This window comes from Georgenia sp. H159, from assembly GCF_035607575.1.
Taxonomy (GTDB): Bacteria; Actinomycetota; Actinomycetes; order Actinomycetales; family Actinomycetaceae; genus Oceanitalea.
The window spans coordinates 30,335-52,722 of the sequence record NZ_JAYDZY010000018.1 but is presented as its reverse complement, the minus strand read 5'-3'; the positions used below and the strand labels follow the sequence as shown (position 1 = coordinate 52,722).

The following is a 22,388-nucleotide window of genomic DNA, read 5'->3' as shown; positions in this document are numbered from 1 at the left end:
ACGGCATGGACGGCATCCTCGCAATCACGCAGCGTATAGCCAGCATCGAGGCGACGCTCGATTCGTTGGCGCCGCCAACGGCACCGGTCGCCGGCTGGAGGAACCTCTCCAGCTGAGCGCAGCCGCCGCGTGAGAAGGGCCTGAGCGTGGGAAGCGAGCTCCTCACTACCGGCAGCGTCCTGGCCGCGTTCTTCGCCGGCGGAGTGGCCCTGCTGCGCTGACGGTGGCGCCGTCGACGGGAGGTGGACAAGGGGCCGGTCTAGGACATGACCTCAGTCCGTGGCGCATTGACGCTCTGCAGGCTCATCGAAGGCCGGCACGGGGCGCTCTGCGGCTTCCTCTGGCGTCGCGGCCACCCCGTTCTCCGAGATGTCCTCGATGAGCCAGTCCATCTCAAAGATCTCGCGCCGCTGAGCCTCGCTGATCTCCACGGCAAGCTCACAGACTCGGACGTCCTCGATCCCAGCTCGCTCCGACCGCGTGATGGCCAGGGAGTGGTGGGGAATCATCGCGCGCATAAAGGCGGAGTCGTCCACCGTGGCCTGGCTGCGATCCAACGCGGTCCCGCCCGCCAGCAGCCCGAGGCTAACCACCACGACGACGACGTTCGCCTTGGCGTTCTTATACATGTTGAGCATCCAGGCGAGCATGACCAGCCCCATCGCGCCGCCCATGGTCACCGCCATGAAGATGCGGCTCTGGCTGAAGCGTACGTGGCCCCACTCCCACGAGCCGACGAACATCACCCAGTACATGACAACCATCGCGGTCAGGAGCATCGCGGCGAACCGCAGGTACATCTTCATACTCATGGTGCGCGAGTGGCTGTCGTGGTCCTCGTTCGAGTGTTCGTGCTCTGCCATGGGGAAACATTCTCCTTCTCATTCAGGGCTGGGGTCCTCAATCGTTCCCTCGGTCGCGGGTCCCGTCCTGTTTTGAGGTCGACATGGGCCAGCGGGCGCGCCTGAGCTCGCCCGCTGGATGGATCAACTTCACAGGCCCTGTGGGAGGAGCTCCTCCATCTCGGTGATCTCGGCCTGCTGGTCGTCGATGATCTTCTGGGCCAGCTCGAGCCCCTGCGGGTTCTCCCCGCCGTCGAGTTCGGCCTGCGCCATGTCCACCGCGCCGCGGTGGTGGGCGATCATAAGCTCTAGGAACCGCTGGTCGAACTCGGCGCCGGACAGGGACTCCAGCTCGGCCATGGCCTCCTCCTGGCTCATCCCCTCCATGTCCATGCCGCCGTGGTCCATGCCGCCCATCGGGACTGCGCCGACATCTGCGACACCACAGCCCGTGTCCTGTCCCGCCACACCGGCTACGACGCCAACCTCACCCGCGCCATGCTCCAGGCCTGCGTCCAGGCATGCCGCTCCTGCGGTGACGAGTGCGCGGCCCACGCCGAGCACCACGAGCACTGCCGAATCTGCGCCGAGGCCTGCCGGGCCTGCGAGCAGGCCTGCACCGAACTCCTCGCCGCCATCGGCTGAGGACTGCAGCCTCACAGGCGATGCCTTCTCGGGCGGGCGAGACGCAGAACGGCTCGCCCGCCTTGCCAAGTCCACCCCCGGAAATGAGCTCACTTCCCACGGCTCAGATCTTTCTCACGCCGCGGCCGCGCACAGCGGCAGCAACTTCTCCAGCCGGCGCCGAAGGAAGCGTCCGCTGCTGAAGAACTCCTCGTCGACCAGGACCAGCGGCACCATGGCCAGTGCCGCAGGATCAGCCCGTGTCCCTCGTCGGAGCCGCACTCCAGGGTCCACACCAGGACGTCGAACCGAGCGTTGAGCTCGACGAGGGCCGCGCCCGCGGCCGCGCAGTAGTGGCACGCGGGTGCCTGCTGGCGACCTTCATGATGGGTCGGGACGAAATGCCTAAACCGTGACAAGAGCGGCCTTCTACGCTGGGCCGTTGGCCTGCCGACCAGCACTGCCGCGCGAACCCCCAGCCTCATCCGGTCCCCGCAGTATGAGGACAACCAAACAGGAGAAGAACGTGAAACGACTTGCCACAGTCCTCGGAGCGCTCGTGCTCGTCCTTGCCGGATGCTCCTCCGCGGACACCGACACCGATACTGAGCCCGCTGCCACCGGTGCCCAAGCGGAGTTCCTCGACGCCCACGGCCTGGCCGGCATGGACACCGCGGAGATCATCGATCACCTCGACCGGCTCGGGGGCGCCGACCGGCCCACCGACTTCATGGCCTCCATCCGCCCCGACAAGCTGGTGTTCTCCGACGGCCAGCAGGAACTGGCCGTGGACATGCCCGAGGACCGCTTCTACCTGTCCGTGGCACCCTACGTCGACCAGACGCACGAGTGCTTCTACCACAGCCTCACCACCTGCCAGGGCGAGCTCACCGACCAGGACCTCGGCGTGCGGATCATCAACGACGAGGGCGAGGTCCTCCTCGAGGAGCAGATGACCACCTTCGACAACGGCTTCGTCGGAATCTGGCTCCCCCGCGACGTCCAGGGCACCATCGAGGTCAGCTACGACGGACTGACCGGTGCCACGGACCTCGCCACCACCGACGACGGCGCCACCTGCCTGACCACCCTCCAGCTCACCTGACCGCTGGCCCCGCCGGCCGGCCACCCCAGGGGCATCCCGTGGCCAGGCATACGTCAATTACCGGTAGGGACTGCTGCACGGATAGGTGACGCAGTCCCCTTCGGCTCGGTTTCAACGCCGGAATGGCCTTCAGTCTCGGCGCTCGTCTGCCAGCCGGTGTCGTGCTCGCCACCACTGGGCTCACAATCACCGCGGTGGCCGTTTTCGCCTGGCGTGCCACCCGCACCGCGACACGCTCAACGTGGCTCCCACTGGCCGTCATCCTGGCAGGGGCGGTGGCAAACCTGATCGACCGTGCCTCCGACGGCGTCGTGACCGACTACCTCCACACCGGCTGGTTCCCCACCTTCAACCTCGCTGACGTCTACATCACTGGTGGGGCCATAACCCTGATGGTGGCAGCCCTCACGAGCGGTGACAGGACCGAGAACCCGACGGCCGCAGAACTGTGACTCGAGCCGAGGAAACCCATGACCGCTGAGACCGCCGCCGCTGCGGCACTGACCCTGTTCCTGGCCGGCCTGGTGGCGGCGTTCGGTGCGCGCTCCTGGATCCACCGGCGCCGGACCGGCTCCACCGGCTTCCGCGGCCTCAGCGGCGCCCCCGGATCGGCCGAGTGGTGGGGCGGGATTTTCTTCGCCGCAGCCCTCGTGCTCGGCGCCGCGGGCCCCGCCCTGGCCCTTACCGGCGCCACTGCCCCCATCGCCCTGCCCGCCGGCGTTCAGTGGGCGGGCCTGGCCGTGGCGATCGCCGGCTTCGTCGGCGTGCTGGCCGCCCAGGCGGGCATGGGCGCCTCGTGGCGCATCGGTGTGGACACCACCGAGCGCACCGGCCTGGTGACCTCCGGCATGTTCGCCGTGGTGCGCAACCCCATCTTCACCGCGATGCTCACCGCCCTGCTCGGACTGGCCCTCCTGGTCACCACGGCGGTGACCGTCGCGGCGCTGGTCTGCCTGCTCCTCGCCGTGGAGATTCAGGTCCGCCTCGTCGAAGAGCCTTACCTGCTGCGCACCCACGGCCCCGCCTACGCCCGCTACGCCCAGCGGGTCGGCCGGTTCCTGCCCGGTCTCGGCACCCTCGCCCCGCATCCCTCCCAAGCCGACGAATGACCCCGATCGCCTGAGAGCTGGTGACCCTTTATGGGTGGGGCAGCACCGATGACGACACCCCAGACCGGCGGCCCGCGCCTCACCACGCCGCGTAACGCGGTGGCCGTGGTGCCCGGGCAAGAAGGTACGGTACAGCCAACGCTGCACTATGAGACCTAGCGGCCGCACCACACCGGGCACCTTCGTGCCAGTGGAACGCATCGCGTGAAACACCACCCGCGAAGAACTCCGGATCGCGATCGTGACCTGGACCGAGCGCACCTACCACCACCGCAGACGGCAGGCCGCTCTCGGGCGGTTGACCCCCATCGAGTACGAGACCATCATGACCACGCCAGCCCCTCAGGCAGCGTGACCCAACCTGTCACCTTCCGTGCAGCAGTCCCGGGTTAGGTGAGCTGGAGGGTTGTGAGGCAGGTGGCGCCGTCGTCGGTGGTGGTGAAGTCGGTGGCACCGCTCCGTCCGTCGTGGCTGACCTCGATGGTGCCGTGGACGTCGCGGGGCAGCCAGAGGCCGACGAAGCCGTTGTCGAAGGTGGTCATCTCCTCCTCGAGGAGAACCTCACCGTCGTCGGTGGTGATGCGCACGTCGAGGTCCTGGTCGGTGAGCTCGCCCTGGCAGGTGGTGAGGCTGTGGTAGAAGCACTCGTGCGTCTGGTCCACGTAGGGGGCCACGGACAGGTAGAAGCGGTCCTCGGGCATGGCCATGGCCAGTTCCTGCTGCCCGTCGGAGAAGACGAGCTCGTCGGGGCGGATGGAGGCCATGAGGTCGGTGGGCCGGTCGGCGCCGCCGAGCCGGTCGAGGTGGTCGATGATCTCGGTGACGTCCATCCCCGCCAGGCCGTGGGCGTCGAGGAACTCCACCTGGGCGCCCGTAGCTGCGGGCGCGGTGTCCGTGCCCGTGGCGGTATTGGTGTCCGCGGTGGAGCACCCGGTAAGGACGAGGGCGAGGGGCCCGATGAGTGCGGCGAGTCGTTTCACGTTCTGCTCCTGTGTGGTTGCCCGGTGTCCGCGCGGGGCAAACGGGATGAGGCGGGGCGGCGGGCCGGTGGACGGGGTTAGAAGGCGTAGCCGTGGACGGTCTCGGTGAAGAGGTTGACCACGAAGTAGTTGATGAGGACGAGCACGAAGCCGGACAGGCCGAGGTAGGCGGCTTTGCGTCCGTCCCAGCCGCGGGTGGCGCGGGCGTGGAGGTAGGCGGCGTAGGTGACCCAGACGACGAAGGTGCCGACTTCCTTGGGGTCCCAGTCCCAGGGGCGGCCCCAGGTTTGTTCGGCCCAGATCGCGCCGGCGATGAGGGTGAAGGTCCACAGCAGGAAGCCGACGGCGTTGAGCCGGTAGGCGTAGCGCTCGAGCTCCCCGGAGGCCGGGAGCACGTCGGCCAGCCGGCCCCAGAACCCGCGGTCCGCTGGTCCGGGGTGGTCACCGGAGGGTGCGGGCCGACTTGTGCCGGTGGGGGCCCCGGTGAGGGCGGCGGCGGGTTGCTTGTGGCTGGTCGGGGCGGTGCGCTCTGCGCGGTCCTTGACGAGCTGGACGAGTGACAGGGTGGCGGCGACGGCGAAGACGCCGATCGCCATGGTGGCCACGGAGACGTGGATGACGAGCCAGTAGTGGTCCAGGGCGGGGCGTACGCCGTCGGCCTCCATGTAGAACACCGTCACCGCCAGCCCGAGGGCGAGGAGGGTTGGGGTGATGACCAGGGCGCCGAGGTAGCGCAGGTCGCGCCAGCGTTGGATGGCGAGGAAGGTGGTGACGGCGACGAGGGTGAAGACGAGGGTGAACTCGTACATGTTGGCCCAGGGCACCCGGCCGGCGGCGATGCCGCGGGTGAGGACGCCGAGGGCGTGCAGGGCCAGTCCGGCGGTTGTCGTGGTCATCGCGACGCGGGCGGCGCGGCGGGGCCGGCTGGCGGGGCCGCGGTCGCGCAGCGCGGACAGGTCGATGCCGAAGGCGATCATCGCGAGGGCGTAGGCGGCCATGGCGCCGTAGATCGCCAGCAGGCTGAGCTGGCCGAGGTCGTTCACGTGTCCTCCGGTGTGGTGGGGGCGGTGGCCCGGACCGCGGTCATGACGCGCTGGAGCTCGCGCTGCAGGCCGGGGTCGTCGCCGCGGGCCAGGGCGGCGGCCTCGACGTGGGTGTGGCCGTCCTCGTCCTGGGTGGTCTTGACCCACAGCCGGCGGCGGGGGGCGAACAGTGAGGCGGACAGGCCGGCCATGGCCGCCAGGGCGGAGACGAGCAGGAGGGTGAGGGTGGGGTCGTAGCGCAGGTCGATGGCCGCGAAGCGGGGCAGGGAGTCGAAGGAGATGGTGCCCAGCCCGTCGGGGAGCTCGACCTCCTCCCCGGGTGCGAGGAGGATCTTGACCTCCTCCTCGCCGTCCATCACCTGGGTCATGTTGTCGGTGTCGAGCTGGTAGACGTTCTGCGGGATGCCCTGGTCCAGGCCGAGGTCACCGGTGTACAGGTCGAGCACGATGAGTGGGGCGTTGGGTTGGGGGTGCACCGAGCGCAGCCCGTCCTCTTCGGCGATGGCGGTGGGCAGCAGGTAGCCGGTGAAGCCGAGCTGCTCGAGGCCGGGTGAGACGTCGGGGACCTTGACGACGCCGCGGGAGGTGTAGAAGTCGTCCTCGGGCAGGAAGGGGACGGGCTGGGAGAAGGCCACCTGGCCCTGGGCGTCGCGGACGGTGAGGTGGGGGGCGAAGCCGTTGCCGGCGAGGTAGATGTTCGCGCCGGCCGCGTTGATCGGGTAGTTGACCCGGATGGTGTCCTCGTAGCGCTGCCCGTCGGGTTCGGTGACCACGACCCGGGCGGCGAAGTCGCGGGCCTGGGCGTCGACGGTGAACCGGGAGGTGAGCTCGATGAGGCCGAAGGTGAAGGGGGCGAGGTCGTCGCCGGTGACCATGGACCCGGGGGTGAAGGTGTCGTAGTCGACGAGGGAGTTGGCGAAGGTGCGCCCTTCGACGACGACGGCCTGTCCGCGGTAGGCGATCATCTGGGCGGCGCCGAGCGCGACGAGGACCCCGACGAGGGCCAGGTGGAAGACGATGTTGCCGGTCTCGCGGAGGTAGCCGCGTTCGGCGCTGATGCCCTCGGGGGTCACGGCGACCCGGAAGCGGCGACCCAGGGCACGGCGCACCGCGCGGGTCACCTCCTCGGTGGTGGCGGTGGTCGTGTGCGTGTCCCGGACGGGGAAGCGGGTCAGGCGGTGTGGGACGCGGGAGGGTGCCGCGCGTAGCGCGGTGATGTGTGCCTTGGTGCGGGGCAGGATGCAGCCGATGAGGGAGATGAACAGCAGCAGGTAGATGGCGGCGAACCAGGGCGCGGCGTAGATGTCGAGCAGGCCCGCGCGCTCGAGCCAGGTGGCGAGCTGGGGGCGGTCGGCGCGCAGGGTGGCAACGCCGGCGGGGTCCTGGGGGATCTGCGGGATGAACGCGCCGGGGAGGGCGGCCAGCGCGAGCAGCATGAGGAGCAGCAGCGCCACCCGCATGGAGGTGAGTTGGCGCCACGCCCAGCGCAGCCAGCCGCGCACACCGATCCCGGCGGGGGCCGGGGACTGGGGCGGCATGTCCTGCGCCTCGTCCATGGTTCGCAGACCGGCGGGACGGTAAGCCATCACACCGCCCTCACGGAGCCGATGACCGGGGATCTGCACACACTCAGGGACGCTAACCCACCGCCCGGAAAGGCCGGGAATGCCGGTTAAGGTTCGGTTAAGAGGCGCCGGTCACCGCGTGGCGGCCGGCTGTGCTGCGGGGGTCCTCAGCCGATGGCGGCGAGGAGCTCGGTGCAGGCCTGCTCGCAGGCGCGGCAGGCCTCGGCGCAGATGCGGCAGTGCTCGTGGTGCCCGGCGTGGGCCGTGCACTCGTCCCCGCAGGAGCGGCACGCCTGGATGCAGGCCTGGAGCATGGCGCGGGTGAGGTTGGCGTCGTAGCCGGTGTGCCGGGACAGGACCCGGGCGGTGGTGTCGCAGATGTCGGCGCAGTCGAGGTTGGTGCGGATGCACTTGCGCAGCTGGTCGACCATGTCCTCGCTGAGGCAGGCGTCGGCGCAGGCGGTACAGGCCTGGGAGCAGGCCGCCAGGGTGTCCACCACCCGGGCGAGCAGGTCCCGGTCGAGGTTGATCTCGGCGGGGTAGGTGTTCATCATCTCGGCGGTTCTCATGGTCTTGCTCCTTCGTCAGTCGCTATCCCCGCGGACAGTCATGACGGGTGCGGGCTTGCGACGTTACGAGGCTTGCCGTGGCCACGCAGCCGCAGGAACGGGCGATGACGATGAAGGTTTGATGAAGTCTTCCCCCAGGGCCGTTATCGAATCGTGATCCGGGGGTGGGCGTGTGTAGCGTCGCTCCTGCTTCTCGTCCCCCTTCACGGGAAGCCCGCGTGCGGACGCCGAGCCCTGCCACCGCACCGTGGTCCTCGATCGTCCGTGGCAGGGACGGGGAACCCGATGTGGGCCTGCGTGCAGGTCCTTGGGGTGAAGCTCGATGCCTGAGCCGGGTGTGCTCCTACCCGAACCCGACAGCTGACCTCGTAGGCGCCCTGGAGAGGTTTACCCGTGACAACTAGCCACACCCGTGGACGGCACCGCGCCGAGGGCCGTCCCGTCACCGTTTTCTCATCGCTGGGTCCGTGCCTGACGGGTCCGGCCGCGCGCCGTGCCGCGCTTGCCGCGGCCTCCTCCGGCCTGGTGCTGACCATGGCCACCACCACCGCCTCCGCGATGGAGCCGGTCCACCCCGACCCCCCGGTGGTCGAGACCCAGGCGGCGGCGAGCACGCAGGCCAGCGACGCGGTCGGCGAGGTCGCCCACACCGTCGTGTCGGGGGACACCGTGGGGAAGCTGGCGCAGCGCTACGACAGCACCATCTCGGCGATCATCGCGGCCAACGGGCTGAACGCGCAGGCCCTCATCATTGTCGGTGAGGTACTGACGATCCCGCAGGGGCAGGCCGCCGTGGCGGCGACGTCGACGGCGGCCGTCACCGAGCGGGAGACCACGTCGGCGTCACGCTCGGCGCCCCGCGCCGAGGCCGCGCCGGCCAACACGTCGGGCAACGCGGTGCTGGACATCGCCTACCGGTACATCGGCACCCCGTACGTGTGGGGTGGGTCGACCCCGGCGGGCTTTGACTGCTCGGGGTTCACCCAGTACGTGTACGCCCAGGCGGGTATCTCCATCCCGCGGTCCTCGGCGGCGCAGCGCAACGCGGGCACGCAGGTCTCGGCGTCCCAGGCCCAGCCGGGTGACCTGGTGTGGTGGCCCGGGCATGTGGGGATCTACGTGGGTGGGGGGCAGTACATCGCGGCCTTCAGCCCGGGTAACCCGCTGTCGGTGCGTGACATCTACAAGCCCAACCCGACGTTCATCCGGGTGGGCTGAGCACCGCGCCACGAGTGGTCCGCAGCCGGCACTGGCTGCGGACCACCACTCGTTTCTCCGTGGCGGGCCCGACACATTCACCGTGCCGACAGTTCCCCGCCCCGAAGGCGTCGTCTGGCTGACGGCTCTCGGCGCGGTGTCGCACCGCCCTCCTGCCCAGATCCACCGGTTTGAGCAGGTCGGCGATCACGAGGCTTTACATCGGTCCCTTGCGCGCACCGTCCCGTCTCGCTCATCAGGCACGGCCCGTCCGGTAGCACCTATCCGCCCCTGACTTCGTCGCGGTTGCTCCGACCCACCCCTGACGAAGCGGTCGACGTCTCTTACCTACCATCGGCAACGCCGGTGCCTGGTGGCGCGCTACATCGATCGTTAATCATTCCTTTGCCGAAATCCTCCACCAGGTGGAGGACGTTGTGGTCATGACGGCAGTCGCACACTCGGCAGCGGTCGACCCCGTGTCGGCGGCACAGCTTGACGTGGCACGTGAGAAGCCCCGCAGGACGGTATGGACGGTCATCACCGGGACGGTCGGTGGCGTGGTCGGGCTGGCACCCCACCTCCTGCACCACGCGGGTCCTCTTGTGGGCACCGCCCTGGTGGCCGGTGCGGGCGGTACGGCCCTCTTCGGGTTTCTGGGGCTGGTCGCGTCGGTGCCGATGCTCGTCAAGCTCAAGCGTCGCTTCGCCAGCTGGTGGGCGCCTGTGATCGCGTTGGCGCTGTTCGGGGGCATGTTCGCACTGTCCTCGTTCGTCATCGGCCCGCAGATCAGTGCGTCGTTCGAGCCGGCGGCACCCGAAGTCACCGACTCCGTCGACCACGACGTTCACCACGAACCGTGAGGACGGGCCGCCCGGAGCCCGACGTCGCTTCGGCTCGTGAACTGTCCGACGTCGGCGCACCGGTTGGCCCCGCTGCCTCGGGGCCGACCGGGTCCGGTCCGGGGCGGAGGCCGTCCATCGGCATGCGCGCCGTCGGTGTCGTCGGAGAGGTGATGCTGACGCTCGGTGTCCTGGTCGCCCTGTTCGTCGTGTGGCAGCTGTGGTGGACAGATGTCGTCGCCGGACAGCAGCAGGAGGCGACGGTCGAGCAGTTTCGGGCCAGTATCGGCGGCGCGACGGGGCGTGAGACACAACCCGACCGTTCCGTTGCCCCGGAGAACCCGACGCCGAGCGATCAGCCTCCGCCGGCCGTGACGCCTCCCGGCGCGACGGACGTCTTCGGCATCGTCTACGTGCCGAGGTGGGGGGAGGACTACGCGGTTCCCGTCGCCGAGGGGGTCGACGTGGCCACCGTCTTGAACGAGGGCAACATCGGTCACTACCCAGAGACCGCGATGCCCGGCGGGGTCGGCAACTTCGCCACCGCTGCACACCGGCAGAGCTTCGGCGCTGCCTACCGTCACGTCGAGGAGCTTCGACCCGGGGACCCCATCGTCGTGGAGACCGCAGAGGGGTGGTTCGTCTACCGCGTCACCGAGGACTACATCGTGACCCCGGACCGTGTCGATGTCGTCGCCCCGGTGCCAGGGCAGCCCGGGGTGGAACCGACCAGACGTCTCATCACGTTGACGACGTGCCACCCGCTCTACTCCGCCGCGCAGCGCTGGATCACCCACGGAGAGCTCACCGAGTGGTACCCCCGCGCGGGCGGGGCACCTGCACAGCTCATGGAGGAACCCTGATGTACGCCGCGATCTGGAGGACGCTGCCCGGGCCGCGCTGGCTCAAGGCGATCGAGGCGGTGCTTCTCTCCGTGGTTGCCGTGGCGGCGCTCTTCACCTGGGTCTTCCCCTCCATCGCGGACGACATCGGGCTCTTCACCAACACGGTCGGGTGACCACACCGGTGCCCGTGCCGCAGGACGCGTCGACAGCGGACCACGTCGCGGTCCTTATAGTCGTGATCGCCGACCACTCTCCCAGGAGCGATGTGACCCCATCCCGCCTTGTCCCCCGTGGTGCTCCGGTGCTCGCCGCCACGGCTGTGATCGTTGGACTGCCGAGCCCCGCGGCCGCCCACCAGGAGTGGTTCGTGAGCGACCCGGACGCGTATCCGGTCGACCTCTCGGCGCTCTTGCGACCGGGAGTCCTGGTCGGCGTGACGGTCGCCGTGCTCGTGGCGGTCGGCTGGCGCGTGCTCGCCGCCCGGTTGCCGGTTCCCGAGCTGCGCGCTCTCACGCCGACGCGCCACCTTTCAGGGCTGGTCCCGTGGGTGCCGCGTCTGTTGGCCGCGCACCTGGGCGTGAGCCTCCTCGTGCTTGCCTTCGACCGCGCGATCCTCGACCCCGGCATTCACGTGCCAGATGACGTCGGGGGGACTCTCCTGCTCGTGCCGCAGGCCGTCGTGGGTGTCCTCCTCGTGGCCGGCGTGCTCGTCCGCCCGGCGGCCGTCGCGATCGTGCTGGCCGGGCCACTTGTGGCCGTGCTCCACGGCCCGGAGGTCCTGGCAACGCTGGCCGTCTTGGTCGGCATCGCGGTGTTCCTGTTCATCCTTCCGCCGCGTCTGAGGGATGGCGGTCGGCGGGACATGGACGCGGCCGCGCTGCGTCGAGCGACCCTGGCACTCAAGCTCGGCGCTGGAACGACGCTGATCTCCCTGGCAGTCGTGGAGAAGCTCGCCAACCCGGAGATGGCGAGAACGATGCTTGACCAGGTGCCGGTCCTCAACCTCCTCGGTCCGTTCGGTGTGAGCCCGGACCTGTTCGCGTTGATCGCCGGAACGGTGGAGCTGCTGTTCGGGCTCCTCGTCATCTCGGCTGCCTTGCCGCAGGTCGTCGCCGTCGTGGCCGCGATCCCGTTCACGGCGACCCTGGCACTGTTCGGGGCGACCGAGCTTCTGGGCCACCTCCCGGTCTACGGCGTCCTGCTTGCCCTCCTCGTACTGGGCAGTCGCGAGGACACCTCGCGGACGCTCTCGGGTCTGCGCTCGAGCGGGGACACAGAGATCCAGACGTCCCGGTCGTCAGGCTGGCGGCACGGGCTTTCCATCGGCACCCTGGAGAGGGGACACGGACGTGAGTAACAAGGAGCGGGCGCGGGAACGAGCGGCCCGGGTCGCTGCGATGCGCGCAGAGCAGAAGCGCAAGGACCGGCGGCGGAAGTACCTCATCGGCGGCGTGACCGCGGCGATCTGTCTGGGGCTCGTCGCCGCAGTAGCGGTTCCGCTGCTGCGGGAGGCGCGGCGGCCGGCGGAGGCTGCGATCCAGGGCGTGGAGGAGTTCGAGGACCTTTCCGCCGGTCACGTGACTGGCGCGGTGGAGTACGCGATGTCACCACCGGCGGGTGGCGACCATGACGGTGTCTTGCAGAACTGCGGCGTGTACGACCAACCCGTGAGGAACGAGAACGCGGTGCATTCCCTCGAGCACGGCGCGGTATGGATCACCTATTCCCCGGACCTCGCGGGTGAGCAGGTCGCTGCCCTCGCGGACATGGTCCGGGAAGAGGACTACGCCCTGCTCAGCCCGTACGAGGGCCTGGAGTCGCCAGTGCTGTTGAGCGCCTGGGGTGTACAGCTCGCCGTGAGCGACGTCGCCGATCCCCGGGTGGAGGCGTTCATGAGGGAGTACCTTCAGGGACCCCAGACGCCAGAGCCTGGTGCACCATGCTTCGGTGGCATCGGGACACCCGTCACCTGAGCGTGGCGGGGAGCGGCTACCCCACGTCGGCATGGGATTAGAGCTTTGACGTGAGGTTGCAGCGGGTGGGGGAGGGTGGCAGGCACGGTCGTGTCCCCGGGTGGTCGCCTGTTGGGATGGTGGCCGGCCAGCTCCCGCCCTGCCGTTGGTCGACGCTCGTGCTGGCCGTCGTGGCGGGCTGGTGACGGACCCGGCGTTCGCGAAGCGGTCCTGGTGGCTGCTGCCTATGTCGGGATCGCCCTTCTGATGCCGCCCGGGGGTCAGACGAGGGTCTGGAAGTTGGCGACGAGGCCCTGCAGGTAGCCCGAGACCCAGGTCCACAGCCCGGTGACCATCGCCAGTCCGAGCAGGACGAGCAGCCCACCGCCGAGGCGTTGGAAGGCGCGGCGGTGGCGGCGCAGGAAGCCCAGTGCCCGGGTTGAGCGGGACAGCAGCATCGCCCCGGCGATGAAGGGGATGCCCAGCCCGAGGCTGTAGGCGAAGACGAGGATCCCGCCGCGGGCGGGGTCGGCCTCGCTGAACGCGAGGCTGAGGACCGCGGCCAGGGTGGGGCCCATGCAGGGGGCCCAGCCCAGCCCGAAGACGACACCGAGCAGCGGCGCGCCCCACAGGCCCTGGCGGGGGGTCAGGTGCAGGCGCCGGTCGCGTTGCATGAGTGGGACGTAGCCCATGAAGGCCAGGCCCATGAGCACGACGAGCCCACCGAGGATGCGGGTGGTGAGGTCGAGCCAGGGGGCGAGCAGGATCCCGAGCCAGGCGAAGATGACGCCGAGCAGTACGAACACGGCGGTGAAGCCGGCGACGAAGAGCAGCACCCCGGCCAGGAGCCGCCGGTCACGGACCTTGGTCTGTTGCCCCCCGACGAGGCGGCTGCCGGGGGTGGTGACCCCGGCCATGCCGGAGAGGTAGCCGACGTACCCGGGCAACAGGGGCAGCACGCACGGGGAGGCGAAGGAGATGAATCCGGCGACCGCGGCCACGGGAAGCGCGGCGAGCATGGGGCCGGTGAGCACGGTGCTGGCGAAGAAGGAGCCGAGCTGGTCCCACATCGCTCAGGCCGTCTCGGCGAGGGTGTCGTCGATGAGGCCGCGCAGCGTGGTGGGGTCGATCTGGCCCATGATGCGGGCGGCGACCCGGCCCTGGCGGTCCAGGACCACGGTGGTGGGCATGGCCTGGAGTGGCACGAGTCCTTGGAAGGCGGCCACGGCGGCGGCTCCTTGGTCGTGGATGGAGGGGTAGGGGACCTGGAAGGTGCGCTCGAAGGCCTGGGCGGTGGCGGCGTCGTCGCGGGGGTTGACGCCGAGCAGCTGCACCCCGTGGGGGGTGTAGTCCTGGTGGATGGCCCGCAGGTCCCCGGCCTCGGCGCGGCACGGCGGGCAGGCGGCGTACCAGAAGTTGACCACCACCACCTCCCCGCGCCACTGGCTCAGGTCGACCTCCTCGCCGGCGTAGGTCTGGCCGAGGAGGTCGATGGCGCCGTCGCGCTGCTGCGGCTCCCAGGTCGCCAGGGACCCGTCTCCGGCGATGTAGCCGGCGCCGGAGTCTTGTCCCGCGTCGGCCTGGGTGGTGGCGGCACAGCCACTGAGGGCCACGACGGTGGCCAGGGCGGCCGCCGTGAGCACGCGCCTGAGGGGTGCCCGACGCCTGGGGGGTCTCACGCTTGTCACCTTCTCCAACCGGAGCCCGCCGGGGGGCTCACTGATCGCTGCACTGGTCCGGCGACCATCGTCGCCGCCCTGGCCGGAAGTTCCCCATCCCCGGGAGGGCCGGGGTGGTTCTTAACCGAATCTTCACTGTCACCGTCCGCGGCCGCCGACGGATGCGGGCTACCCGCCGAACCGCAGGAATCCGCGCGTCGCGCGGCATTGCCTGCTCTGCCAGCACCATAACCCGGCAAGTTGTCGATGCTACCCCTGGGGGGTATAAAGGGGGTGTGCCGGTGTGGCACGCACCATCGATCAAAGGGGAGGCCCTCATGGCTACCAACACCTTCACCGTTACCGGTATGACCTGCGGCCACTGCGTCAGCTCCGTGGCCGAGGAGGTCGGCAAGATCACCGGCGTCCAGGACGTCGAGGTTGACCTGGTCGCCGGTGGGGAGTCGAGGGTCACGGTCACCAGCGCGGGTGACGTGCCGGTGGATGAGGTCCGGGCGGCCGTGGACGAGGCCGGCTATGAGCTCACCGGGACGCCTGCGTGAGGAGCAGTGCACGGTTGACCGCCTTCGCCCTGGTCCTGGCGCTGGCGCTGGGCGCGGGCTACGGGCTGGGGTCGGTGCTCGGTCCGGATGAGCCCGACCGGGCCGGGGGCCCGGGTGTCGTGGAGCTGGAGGAGGCCGCCGACCACTGAGGTCGGCGGCCCAAGGGGATGGAGATGAGTCGATGAGTCAGCAGGTCATCGAGCTGGAGATCGGCGGGATGACGTGCTCCTCGTGCGCGGCCCGGGTGGAGAAGAAGCTCAACCGGATGCCCGGGGTCGAGGCGAGCGTGAACTTCGCGACCGAACGGGCCAAGGTCCTCCTGCCGGCGGGCTCCACCCTGGAGGAGGCGGTGGCCACGGTCGAGGCGACCGGGTACACCGCGCGGCTGCGCCAGCAGCCCGGGACGCCCGCGGCCGAGGACAGTGCCCAGGACGCCGAGCCCGACGCCGTGGCCGAGCTGCGGCGGCGGGTGATCATCTGCGCGGTCCTGACGCTGCCGGTGCTGGCCTTCATGTTCCGGCCGCTGCAGTTCGACAACTGGCAGTGGCTCTCCCTGACCCTGGCTGCCCCGGTCGTGGTGTGGGGGGCGTGGCCCTTCCACCGGGCGGCGTGGGTCAACGCCAAGCACGCCGCCGCGACGATGGACACGCTGGTCAGCGTCGGTGTCCTGGCCGCCTTCGGCTGGTCCCTGTACGCCCTGTTCCTCGGCGGGGCGGGGCACCCGGACATGCGCATGGACTTCCACCTCATCCCCCAACGGGGTGGCGGCGCGAATGAGATCTACCTCGAGGTCGCCGCGGCCGTGACCACGGCGATCTTGCTGGGCCGCTACTTCGAGGCCCGCGCCAAGCGCCAGTCCGGGGCCGCGCTGCGCGCCCTGCTGGAGATGGGCGCCAAGGAGGTGGCCGTGGTCCGCGACGGCCGTGAGGTGCGGGTGGCGGTGGACCAGCTGGCGGTGGGCGATGAGTTCATCGTGCGGCCGGGGGAGAAGATCGCCACCGACGGTGTCATCGTGGAGGGCGCCTCCGCGGTCGATGCCTCCATGCTCACCGGTGAACCGGTCCCGGTCGAGGTCGGACCGGGTGACGGCGTGGTGGGGGCGACCGTCAACGCCGGCGGCCGGCTCCTGGTACGCGCCACTCGGGTGGGCGCCGACACCCAGCTGGCGCAGATGGCCCGCCTGGTGGAGGAGGCCCAGACCGGTAAGGCCCCCGTCCAGCGGCTGGCCGACCGCATCTCCGCGGTCTTCGTCCCGGTTGTCATCACCCTGGCGGTGGCGACGCTGGGCTTCTGGCTGGGCTACGGGGCGGGCGCCGAGCTGGCGTTCACCGCCGCCGTTGCCGTGCTCATCATCGCCTGCCCCTGCGCGCTGGGGCTGGCCACCCCGATGGGCCTGATGGTCGGCACCGGCCGCGGCGCCCAGCTCGGCATCCTCATCAAGGGCCCGGAGATCCTGGAGTCCACCCGCCGGGTGGACACCATCGTGCTGGACAAGACCGGCACCGTCACCACCGGGCAGATGCGCCTGGTGGACGTCGTCCCGGCCGCCGGCGGCGACCCGGACACGGTGCTGCGGCTGGCCGGCGCGCTGGAGGACGCCTCGGAGCACCCGATCGCCGCCGCGATCGCCGCCGGGGCGCGCGAGCGGCTCGGTGACCTGCCGGTCGTGGAGTCCTTCGCCAACACCCAGGGCCTGGGGGTGTCCGGGACCGTGGAGGGCCATGCCGTCATCGCCGGTCGGGTGCGGTGGCTGACCGAGCAGTCGGCCCAGCCACTACCCGCTGAGCTCGCCGCCGTCCTGGAGGAGGCGGAGGGCGCCGGGCGCACCGCGGTGGCCGTGGGCTGCGACGGGCGCATCGGAGGAATCCTCATCGTGGCCGACACACTCAAGCCCACCTCCGCCCAGGCCGTGGCCGAGCTCAAGGGCCTGGGCCTGCGCCCGATCCTGCTCACCGGGGACAACACCCGCGCCGCCCGCCAGATCGCCGCCGAGGTGGGGATCGAGGAGGTCATCGCCGAGGTCATGCCCCAGGACAAGGTCCGCGTCGTGCGGGAGCTGCAGGACTCCGGGCGGGTGGTGGCCATGGTCGGGGACGGCGTCAACGACGCCGCGGCCCTGGCCCAGTCCGACCTGGGCATCGCCATGGGCACGGGCACCGACGTGGCCATCGAGGCCTCGGACCTGACCCTGGTCAGGGGTGACCTGCGCGCTGCCGTGGACGCGGTGCGCCTGTCGCGGCGCACCCTGTCGACCATCAAGGGCAACCTCTTCTGGGCCTTCGCCTACAACGTCGCCGCGATCCCGCTGGCGGTCGCCGCCCTGCTCAACCCCCTCATCGCCGGGGCCGCGATGGCGTTCTCCTCGGTGTTCGTCGTGACCAACAGTCTGCGACTGCGCGGCTTCCGGGCCGTGTCCATCGACCCGGCCACCCCCGCCGGCCGCGGCGCGCACGCTGCGGCGGGTGAGCCGGTCACTGCCACGGCCTAGAGCCCTTCCGTGCCGCTGGCACCACCCACCCGCCCATACCCCTACCGGGTATGATGTGAGTGTTGGGACATTCCGAGGTTGAGAAGTGGTGGCGGAGATGGTGAACGGGTACACCTCGCAGAAGGAGGACCACCTGGTGCGGTTGCGCCGCATCGAGGGGCAGGTCCGGGGCATCGCCAAGATGGTGGAGGAGGACAAGTACTGCATCGACATCCTCACCCAGGTCTCGGCCGCCTCCCGCGCGCTGCAGTCCTTCGCGCTGGGGCTGCTCGATGAGCACATGGCTCACTGCCTGGTGGAGGCCGCCCGCGCGGGCGGTGAGGAGGAGGCGACGAAGCTGAAGGAAGCCTCCGACGCCATCGCCCGGCTGGTTCGCAGCTGACCGTACCGGGCCGCTCCGTGCCGCCCGCGGGCGCGTGCTGGTGGCTGCGGCCGATCCGTCTGGGGGCGTGGTGAAGACTCGACGAAGATTCGCTGTGCGGTGCTCCCAGCGCTTGGTCCCCGCCGGGTGCGCGTGGTTAGCCTCGCGTAGCCCCCACAATCGTGGGCCTGCCACACCGACCGGGGCCCTGTGCTTCCCGGTCGACCGACTCAGCAGATGGAGATCTTCCGTGACACTCAGGACCCGACTCGCGGCCGTTGCCGGCGGGATCGCGCTGACCCTCTCCCTTGCCGCGTGCGGTGACGGAGGGGAGACCACACCGGAGGAGCCGGCCGCGGGCACCGCCGCGGAGGAGACGACCGACAGCCCATCGCAGACGGAGGCCGAGGACGTGCATAACGACGCGGACACGATGTTCGCCCAGATGATGATCGTCCACCACGAGGGCGCCATCGAGATGGCCGACCTGGCCGTGGAGAAGGCCGACAGCGAGGAGGTGCGCTCCCTGGCGGAGCGGATCTCCGCAGCCCAGGGCCCGGAGATCGAGAAGATGACCTCCTGGCTCGAGGCCTGGGGGGAGGAGACCTCCCCGACGGGTGGCATGGAGGGCATGGACCACGGCGACATGGACATGGAGGGCATGAGCCAGGAAGAGGCCATGGCCGAGCTGGAGTCCTTGTCCGGCGCCGAGTTCGACCAGCGGTTCCTGGAGCTGATGATCGCCCACCACCGTGGCGCGGTGGACATGGCCCAGGAGGAACTCGACGGCGGGGAGAACCCCCAGGCGCTGGAGCTGGCGCAGAAGATCATCGATGACCAGCAGGCCGAGATCAGCGAGATGGAGGAGCTCCTCCAGGGCCTGTGACATGGATCCGCCGGCGGGCGAGCCGCCCACACTCCCCCCTAGGCTCGTCCGCCGGCTCGTGTCGCCTCTCGAAAGGACCACGCCTCTGTGCGCGCACGCCTGGGCCCACGAGTCTTGTCGGCGGTGACGCTGGGCGGGCTCCTTGCCGGGTGCACGGTCCCGGGCAGCGCCACCGGTCGATGACACCGCCACCGCGAACCGGCAGCCGCCGGTGGGCCATGGCGGGGAGAACCCCGAGGCGCTGGAGCTGGCGCAGAAGGTCATCGATGACCAGCAGGCCGAGATCAGCGAGACGGAGCAATTGTTGGAGACGCTCTGAGGACGCGTAGAAGGGCCGGAAGTGTAAGCCCGGCTAGGCACAACCTCCGGCGCCAGGAACCGACTCCGAGGAGATGGCATGGGATGGCACGACATGGGTTCGTGGGCAATGGGCTGGGGCTGGTTTTTCTTACTCCTGCTCGTGGTCGGTGTCGTCGTGCTGGTGGTGGTGCTGATCCGGCTCCTGTTCGGGGGTGACCGCGGTGGGCAGCGCTCCTCGCGGCCTGGGGGGCGCAGCCGCGCGCTGGACGTTCTCGATGAGCGGTACGCCCGGGGAGAGATCGACGCCACGGAGTACGACGAGCGGCGCCGGCGCCTTGAGGGTCAAGAGGGCTGAGCGGTGGAGCCGATCACCCGCCGCGAGGCACTCCGGCTCGGGGCGCTGGGGGCGCTGGGTGTGGTCGTCGGCGGGGTGGGCCTGTCCCGCACTGGCTTTCCCTGGCCCGACCGGCCGGCCACGTTGCGCCCACCGGCAGACGGATCAGTGGCGTTGACCGAGCCTGCGGTGATGCGCAGCCAGGGCGGGCTCCTGCGAGTGGAGCTTGTCGCTGCCCCACGGGAGACGACCATTGCCGGGCGTCCTGCCCGGGTGCTGACCTACAACGGCACCGTCCCGGGGCAGACCTGGCGGGCGCGTCCCGGGGACCGCATCGAGGTGCTACTGCGCAACGAGCTCGATATGCCGACCAACCTGCACACCCACGGCCTCTTGGTCTCCCCGCGGGACAACGGGGACAACCCCTTCATCAACGTCGACCCGGGGCAGACCTTCGAGTACCGCTTCGACCTGCCCGAGGACCACCCGACCGGGGTGTTCTGGTACCACCCCCACCGCCACGGCACGGTGGCCGACCAGGTCTTCGGCGGGCTGTACGGCGCCCTGATCGTGGAGGGCGATGAGGTGCCGGTCAGCCGGGAGCGGGTCCTGATCGTCTCGGACATCACGCTGGATCGCGACGGTGCGATCGCGCCGGTATCGGCACCGGAGGTGATGATGGGCCGGGAAGGGGACCTTGTCCTGGTCAACGGTCAGCTCCGGCCAGAGCTCACCGCCCGTCCGGGAGAACGGGAACGCTGGCGAGTGGTCAACGCGTGCACCTCCCGCTACCTGCGCCTGGCCCTGCCCGGGCAGAGGCTGGCGTTGCTGGGCATCGACGGCGGCCACGAACCCGCCGCCCGGGAGGTCGAGCAGGTCCTGCTGGCGCCGGGCAACCGCGCGGACCTGCTGGTGACCACCCGCTCGGGCACCAGCGAGCTGCGTTCACTGGGGTATGACCGCGGCGGGATGGGCATGATGATGGGCGGCGGGGACCTGTCCGGGCCTACCACCCTGGCCACCATGGTCGTCTCCGGAGACCCGGCCGCCGCCCCGGGACCGGTGCCCGAACGACCTGCAGACCCGGACCTGCGCGACCGCCCGCTCAGTGATCGGCGGGAGATCGCCTTCACCATCACCATGGGCGGGAGGATGATGGGTCGTGGCCGGAGGGGGACCATGATGGACCTGGGCTTCGACGGCCGCGCCTTCGACGCCGACCGGGTCGACCAGCAGGTCGCCGCCGGGTCAGTGGAGGAGTGGACCATCACCAACCCCACGCCGATGGACCATCCCTTCCACCTGCACGTCTGGCCCATGCAACTCGTCGAGGACAACGGCGAGCCGGTGTCAGAGCCGGTCTGGCGCGACGTCATCAACGTTCCCGCCAACGGCCGGGTCCGGACGCTGGTGGACTTCACCCACCACCCGGGCCGCAGCGTCTACCACTGCCACATCCTCGACCACGAAGACGCCGGGATGATGGCGGTCATCGACACCCGCTGACCCGCCCGGCGGCCATCATCGCATCGCGGGATATCCGCCATTCCTCGGGAGGACGGGACGCATGCGGGCGAGTGAACGATTGAGACCACACAGCCCTGAATGCCGGGGAGCGGACGGCATCGACGAGGGCACAGCTGCCGCAAGCTCGACCTCATCGACAGTCACCGATGCTGGTGCTGACCGCTGGTCAAGCGACATCCGCGTGCACTGCGTCCACCACAGGTGCGTCAGCACCGATGGGCATCCCGAACAGTGCGCGTGCCAGTTCGCGTCCGACCTTGGTCGAACCTTCGTCGAACGGCTATCCGCCGTCCACACCGGACCTCCAGAGTGGTCCTTGGCCTTTTCCACTGCCAAGTCCAGGAGAAATAACGTGCTCAATCGTTCACGTGTCCACCACCGTGCTCTGCCCCTGACCGTGCTCGCCGTGACGGCCGCACTGACGCTGGCTGCCTGCGGGCAGAGCACCCCTGGCTCAGAAACCTCTGAGCCTTCCACCACCGCACCGTCGCCGCAGGATCCGGCGGAAACCGAGGAGGCGACACAGAAAGAGGGGACGGGTGCGGTCACCGGTACCGTGTGGGTCGCCAACGAGGACGGTGACTCCCTGACCGCCATTGATGCGGCCACCGGGGAGGTGGTGAGCACCATCTCGGGGGTCGAGAGCCCGCACAACCTCCAGGTCGGTCCGGACGGGACCAGCGTCTGGGCGGTCAGTGGCGACGCCAACGCGCTGGTGGCACTGGACACGGCGACCTACGAGCTGGCCGGAACCGCACCCACCGGACCCAGCCCCGCGCACGTCGTGCTCAGCCCGGACGGCCAGCGGGTGTACGTCACCAACGCCGGGGAGGACACGCTCAGCGTCTTCGACGCCGACCCGCTCGAGCCCGTCGCCACCGTCGACCTCAGCGCCGGCCCGCACGGGCTGCGGCCAACCCCGGACGGCGCCGCGCTCGTCATCGCCAACACCACCGCCGGGACCATCGACATCATCGACACGGCCACGAACGAGGTCACCGCGACCATCCCGGTCGGGGAGTCCCCGGCACAGGTCGCCGTCGACGAGCGTTACGCCTATGTCAGCCTCGCCGGCTCCAGCACCGTGGCCAAGGTCGACCTGGCCGAGCAGGAGGTCATCGGATCGGTGCCGGTCTCCGCGCCGCCGGTCCAGCTGTACCTCACGGCAGATGGAACCCGCCTGCTCTCCGCCGACCAGGGCACCGAGGATGCCCCGGGCGACACCCTCTCCGTCATCGACCCCGAGTCCATGACCGTTGAAGCCACCATCCCCACCGGCGCCGGACCGCACGGCGTCGTCATCGAGCCGAGTGACCAGCGAGCCTGGGTCACCAACATGTACGACGGCACCGTCTCCGTGGTGGACCTGACCACCAACGAGACGGTGGCGACCGTGCCCGTCGGCGACAAGCCCAACGGCATCAGCTATAGCTCGCAGCCGCCCGCATCCGCACCTGCCAGCTCCGAGGTCACAGTTCCTGACTACGCCACCGAGGCTGAGGGCGGCCACGAGGGTCACTGACCGGGTGGAGCACCGGCGCTCCGCCCTTCATCGCCGTCGGCGTACCCGTCCGCCTACCGGAACCCGTCCAGGTGTC

General features: G+C 70.1%; 25 protein-coding genes, 3 pseudogenes and 1 riboswitch. Of the genes and pseudogenes, 20 read left to right on the top strand and 8 right to left on the bottom strand.

Annotated elements, in window-relative coordinates:
• Positions 1-272: 272 nt before the first annotated feature.
• Positions 273-863 (bottom strand): DUF305 domain-containing protein, encoded by a 591-nt coding sequence (locus VR894_RS18320; protein ID WP_324653871.1) that lies wholly within the window; start codon positions 861-863, stop codon positions 273-275.
• A 129-nt stretch (positions 864-992) separates the two neighbouring features.
• The gene (locus tag VR894_RS18315) at positions 993-1,220 is read right to left on the bottom strand and encodes a DUF305 domain-containing protein (protein WP_324653869.1); all 228 of its coding nucleotides are present in this window, start codon (positions 1,218-1,220) and stop codon (positions 993-995) included.
• A gap of 42 nt (positions 1,221-1,262) precedes the next feature.
• On the opposite strand from VR894_RS18315, the pseudogene VR894_RS18310 reads away from it, so the two are divergent.
• The 5 genes and pseudogenes from VR894_RS18310 to VR894_RS18290 form a co-directional block, all read left to right on the top strand.
• Positions 1,263-1,487, top strand: a pseudogene (locus VR894_RS18310) (four-helix bundle copper-binding protein); the annotation flags it as partial.
• 505 nt (positions 1,488-1,992) lie between these two features.
• The gene (locus VR894_RS18305) at positions 1,993-2,571 is read left to right on the top strand and encodes a CueP family metal-binding protein (RefSeq protein ID WP_324653868.1); all 579 of its coding nucleotides are present in this window, start codon (positions 1,993-1,995) and stop codon (positions 2,569-2,571) included.
• A 113-nt stretch (positions 2,572-2,684) separates the two neighbouring features.
• Positions 2,685-3,023 (top strand): annotated as a pseudogene (locus tag VR894_RS18300) (signal peptidase II); the annotation flags it as partial.
• A gap of 18 nt (positions 3,024-3,041) precedes the next feature.
• A complete protein-coding gene (locus VR894_RS18295) occupies positions 3,042-3,680 on the top strand; it encodes a methyltransferase family protein (protein WP_110853471.1) in 639 nt (212 codons plus the stop codon).
• Between the two features lie 214 nt (positions 3,681-3,894).
• Positions 3,895-4,035: pseudogene (locus VR894_RS18290) on the top strand (IS3 family transposase); the annotation flags it as partial.
• A 34-nt stretch (positions 4,036-4,069) separates the two neighbouring features.
• On the opposite strand, the gene VR894_RS18285 reads toward VR894_RS18290, so the two are convergent.
• From VR894_RS18285 to VR894_RS18270, 4 genes are all read right to left on the bottom strand, one after another.
• Positions 4,070-4,660, bottom strand: coding sequence for a CueP family metal-binding protein (locus VR894_RS18285; RefSeq protein ID WP_324653866.1), 591 nt, complete (start codon positions 4,658-4,660; stop codon positions 4,070-4,072).
• Positions 4,661-4,737: 77 nt separating this feature from the next.
• On the bottom strand, positions 4,738-5,703 hold the full coding sequence (ccsB, locus tag VR894_RS18280) for a c-type cytochrome biogenesis protein CcsB (protein WP_324653864.1): 966 nt from the start codon (positions 5,701-5,703) through the stop codon (positions 4,738-4,740).
• Positions 5,700-7,289, bottom strand: coding sequence for a cytochrome c biogenesis protein ResB (resB, locus tag VR894_RS18275; protein WP_324653863.1), 1,590 nt, complete (start codon positions 7,287-7,289; stop codon positions 5,700-5,702). Before resB ends, ccsB begins: the two co-directional genes overlap by 4 nt.
• A 146-nt stretch (positions 7,290-7,435) precedes the next feature.
• The gene (locus tag VR894_RS18270) at positions 7,436-7,837 is read right to left on the bottom strand and encodes a four-helix bundle copper-binding protein (protein WP_324653861.1); all 402 of its coding nucleotides are present in this window, start codon (positions 7,835-7,837) and stop codon (positions 7,436-7,438) included.
• A gap of 215 nt (positions 7,838-8,052) precedes the next feature.
• Positions 8,053-8,227: riboswitch (cyclic di-AMP (ydaO/yuaA leader) on the top strand.
• Between the two features lie 144 nt (positions 8,228-8,371).
• On the opposite strand from VR894_RS18270, the gene VR894_RS18265 reads away from it, so the two are divergent.
• The 6 genes from VR894_RS18265 (at position 8,372) to VR894_RS18240 (ending at position 12,694) form a co-directional block, all read left to right on the top strand.
• Entirely contained in the window at positions 8,372-9,055 is a 684-nt protein-coding gene (locus tag VR894_RS18265) for a C40 family peptidase (protein WP_324653859.1), read from the top strand.
• Between the two features lie 422 nt (positions 9,056-9,477).
• A complete protein-coding gene (locus tag VR894_RS18260; protein WP_324653856.1) occupies positions 9,478-9,897 on the top strand; it encodes a hypothetical protein in 420 nt (139 codons plus the stop codon).
• A gap of 41 nt (positions 9,898-9,938) precedes the next feature.
• Positions 9,939-10,739: a class E sortase gene (locus tag VR894_RS18255; protein ID WP_416380871.1), complete on the top strand. Its 801-nt coding sequence runs from the start codon at positions 9,939-9,941 to the stop codon at positions 10,737-10,739.
• Positions 10,739-10,894: a hypothetical protein gene (locus tag VR894_RS18250; protein ID WP_324653850.1), complete on the top strand. Its 156-nt coding sequence runs from the start codon at positions 10,739-10,741 to the stop codon at positions 10,892-10,894. The genes VR894_RS18255 and VR894_RS18250 overlap by 1 nt, the downstream gene beginning before the upstream one ends.
• A gap of 194 nt (positions 10,895-11,088) precedes the next feature.
• A complete protein-coding gene (locus tag VR894_RS18245) occupies positions 11,089-12,078 on the top strand; it encodes a hypothetical protein (RefSeq protein WP_324653849.1) in 990 nt (329 codons plus the stop codon).
• Entirely contained in the window at positions 12,071-12,694 is a 624-nt protein-coding gene (locus tag VR894_RS18240) for a DUF3105 domain-containing protein (protein ID WP_324653847.1), read from the top strand. The genes VR894_RS18245 and VR894_RS18240 overlap by 8 nt, the downstream gene beginning before the upstream one ends.
• Positions 12,695-12,954: 260 nt before the next feature.
• On the opposite strand, the gene VR894_RS18235 is transcribed toward VR894_RS18240, so the two are convergent.
• Both VR894_RS18235 and VR894_RS18230 read right to left on the bottom strand, forming a co-directional pair.
• Positions 12,955-13,743, bottom strand: a complete 789-nt coding sequence (locus VR894_RS18235; RefSeq protein WP_324653845.1) for a cytochrome c biogenesis CcdA family protein — start codon at positions 13,741-13,743, stop codon at positions 12,955-12,957.
• A 3-nt stretch (positions 13,744-13,746) separates the two neighbouring features.
• Positions 13,747-14,352 carry a TlpA disulfide reductase family protein gene (locus VR894_RS18230; protein WP_324653843.1) on the bottom strand — a complete coding sequence of 202 codons (606 nt, stop codon included), beginning with the start codon at positions 14,350-14,352 and terminating at the stop codon, positions 13,747-13,749.
• 317 nt (positions 14,353-14,669) lie between these two features.
• Here VR894_RS18230 and VR894_RS18225 point away from each other — a divergent pair, with 317 nt between their 5' ends.
• The 9 genes from VR894_RS18225 (at position 14,670) to VR894_RS18185 (ending at position 22,312) form a co-directional block, all read left to right on the top strand.
• Positions 14,670-14,894: a heavy-metal-associated domain-containing protein gene (locus VR894_RS18225; RefSeq protein ID WP_110853463.1), complete on the top strand. Its 225-nt coding sequence runs from the start codon at positions 14,670-14,672 to the stop codon at positions 14,892-14,894.
• Between the two features lie 14 nt (positions 14,895-14,908).
• The gene (locus VR894_RS18220) at positions 14,909-15,043 is read left to right on the top strand and encodes a hypothetical protein (RefSeq protein WP_324653842.1); all 135 of its coding nucleotides are present in this window, start codon (positions 14,909-14,911) and stop codon (positions 15,041-15,043) included.
• 32 nt (positions 15,044-15,075) lie between these two features.
• Positions 15,076-17,382 (top strand): heavy metal translocating P-type ATPase, encoded by a 2,307-nt coding sequence (locus VR894_RS18215; protein ID WP_324653841.1) that lies wholly within the window; start codon positions 15,076-15,078, stop codon positions 17,380-17,382.
• A 97-nt stretch (positions 17,383-17,479) separates the two neighbouring features.
• Positions 17,480-17,764 (top strand): metal-sensitive transcriptional regulator, encoded by a 285-nt coding sequence (locus tag VR894_RS18210; RefSeq protein WP_416380870.1) that lies wholly within the window; start codon positions 17,480-17,482, stop codon positions 17,762-17,764.
• A 229-nt stretch (positions 17,765-17,993) separates the two neighbouring features.
• Positions 17,994-18,629 (top strand): DUF305 domain-containing protein, encoded by a 636-nt coding sequence (locus VR894_RS18205; RefSeq protein WP_324653840.1) that lies wholly within the window; start codon positions 17,994-17,996, stop codon positions 18,627-18,629.
• Positions 18,630-18,771: 142 nt separating this feature from the next.
• Positions 18,772-18,948 carry a hypothetical protein gene (locus VR894_RS18200; protein WP_181424671.1) on the top strand — a complete coding sequence of 59 codons (177 nt, stop codon included), beginning with the start codon at positions 18,772-18,774 and terminating at the stop codon, positions 18,946-18,948.
• Positions 18,949-19,026: 78 nt separating this feature from the next.
• Positions 19,027-19,284, top strand: coding sequence for an SHOCT domain-containing protein (locus tag VR894_RS18195; protein WP_324653837.1), 258 nt, complete (start codon positions 19,027-19,029; stop codon positions 19,282-19,284).
• A 3-nt stretch (positions 19,285-19,287) separates the two neighbouring features.
• A complete protein-coding gene (locus tag VR894_RS18190; RefSeq protein WP_324653836.1) occupies positions 19,288-20,769 on the top strand; it encodes a multicopper oxidase family protein in 1,482 nt (493 codons plus the stop codon).
• 577 nt (positions 20,770-21,346) lie between these two features.
• Positions 21,347-22,312: a beta-propeller fold lactonase family protein gene (locus VR894_RS18185; protein ID WP_324653834.1), complete on the top strand. Its 966-nt coding sequence runs from the start codon at positions 21,347-21,349 to the stop codon at positions 22,310-22,312.
• Positions 22,313-22,388 lie beyond the last annotated feature (76 nt).

Coding starts and splice junctions, on each gene's coding strand:
- VR894_RS18320 (WP_324653871.1), bottom strand. CDS start 863: ATGGCAGAGCACGAACACTCGAACGAGGACCACGACAGCCACTCGCGC.
- VR894_RS18315 (WP_324653869.1), bottom strand. CDS start 1,220: ATGAGCCAGGAGGAGGCCATGGCCGAGCTGGAGTCCCTGTCCGGCGCC.
- VR894_RS18295 (WP_110853471.1), top strand. CDS start 3,042: ATGACCGCTGAGACCGCCGCCGCTGCGGCACTGACCCTGTTCCTGGCC.
- resB (WP_324653863.1), bottom strand. CDS start 7,289: ATGGCTTACCGTCCCGCCGGTCTGCGAACCATGGACGAGGCGCAGGAC.
- VR894_RS18270 (WP_324653861.1), bottom strand. CDS start 7,837: ATGAGAACCGCCGAGATGATGAACACCTACCCCGCCGAGATCAACCTC.
- VR894_RS18265 (WP_324653859.1), top strand. CDS start 8,372: ATGGCCACCACCACCGCCTCCGCGATGGAGCCGGTCCACCCCGACCCC.
- VR894_RS18260 (WP_324653856.1), top strand. CDS start 9,478: ATGACGGCAGTCGCACACTCGGCAGCGGTCGACCCCGTGTCGGCGGCA.
- VR894_RS18250 (WP_324653850.1), top strand. CDS start 10,739: ATGTACGCCGCGATCTGGAGGACGCTGCCCGGGCCGCGCTGGCTCAAG.
- VR894_RS18235 (WP_324653845.1), bottom strand. CDS start 13,743: ATGTGGGACCAGCTCGGCTCCTTCTTCGCCAGCACCGTGCTCACCGGC.
- VR894_RS18225 (WP_110853463.1), top strand. CDS start 14,670: ATGGCTACCAACACCTTCACCGTTACCGGTATGACCTGCGGCCACTGC.
- VR894_RS18215 (WP_324653841.1), top strand. CDS start 15,076: ATGAGTCAGCAGGTCATCGAGCTGGAGATCGGCGGGATGACGTGCTCC.
- VR894_RS18210 (WP_416380870.1), top strand. CDS start 17,480: ATGGTGAACGGGTACACCTCGCAGAAGGAGGACCACCTGGTGCGGTTG.
- VR894_RS18195 (WP_324653837.1), top strand. CDS start 19,027: ATGGGATGGCACGACATGGGTTCGTGGGCAATGGGCTGGGGCTGGTTT.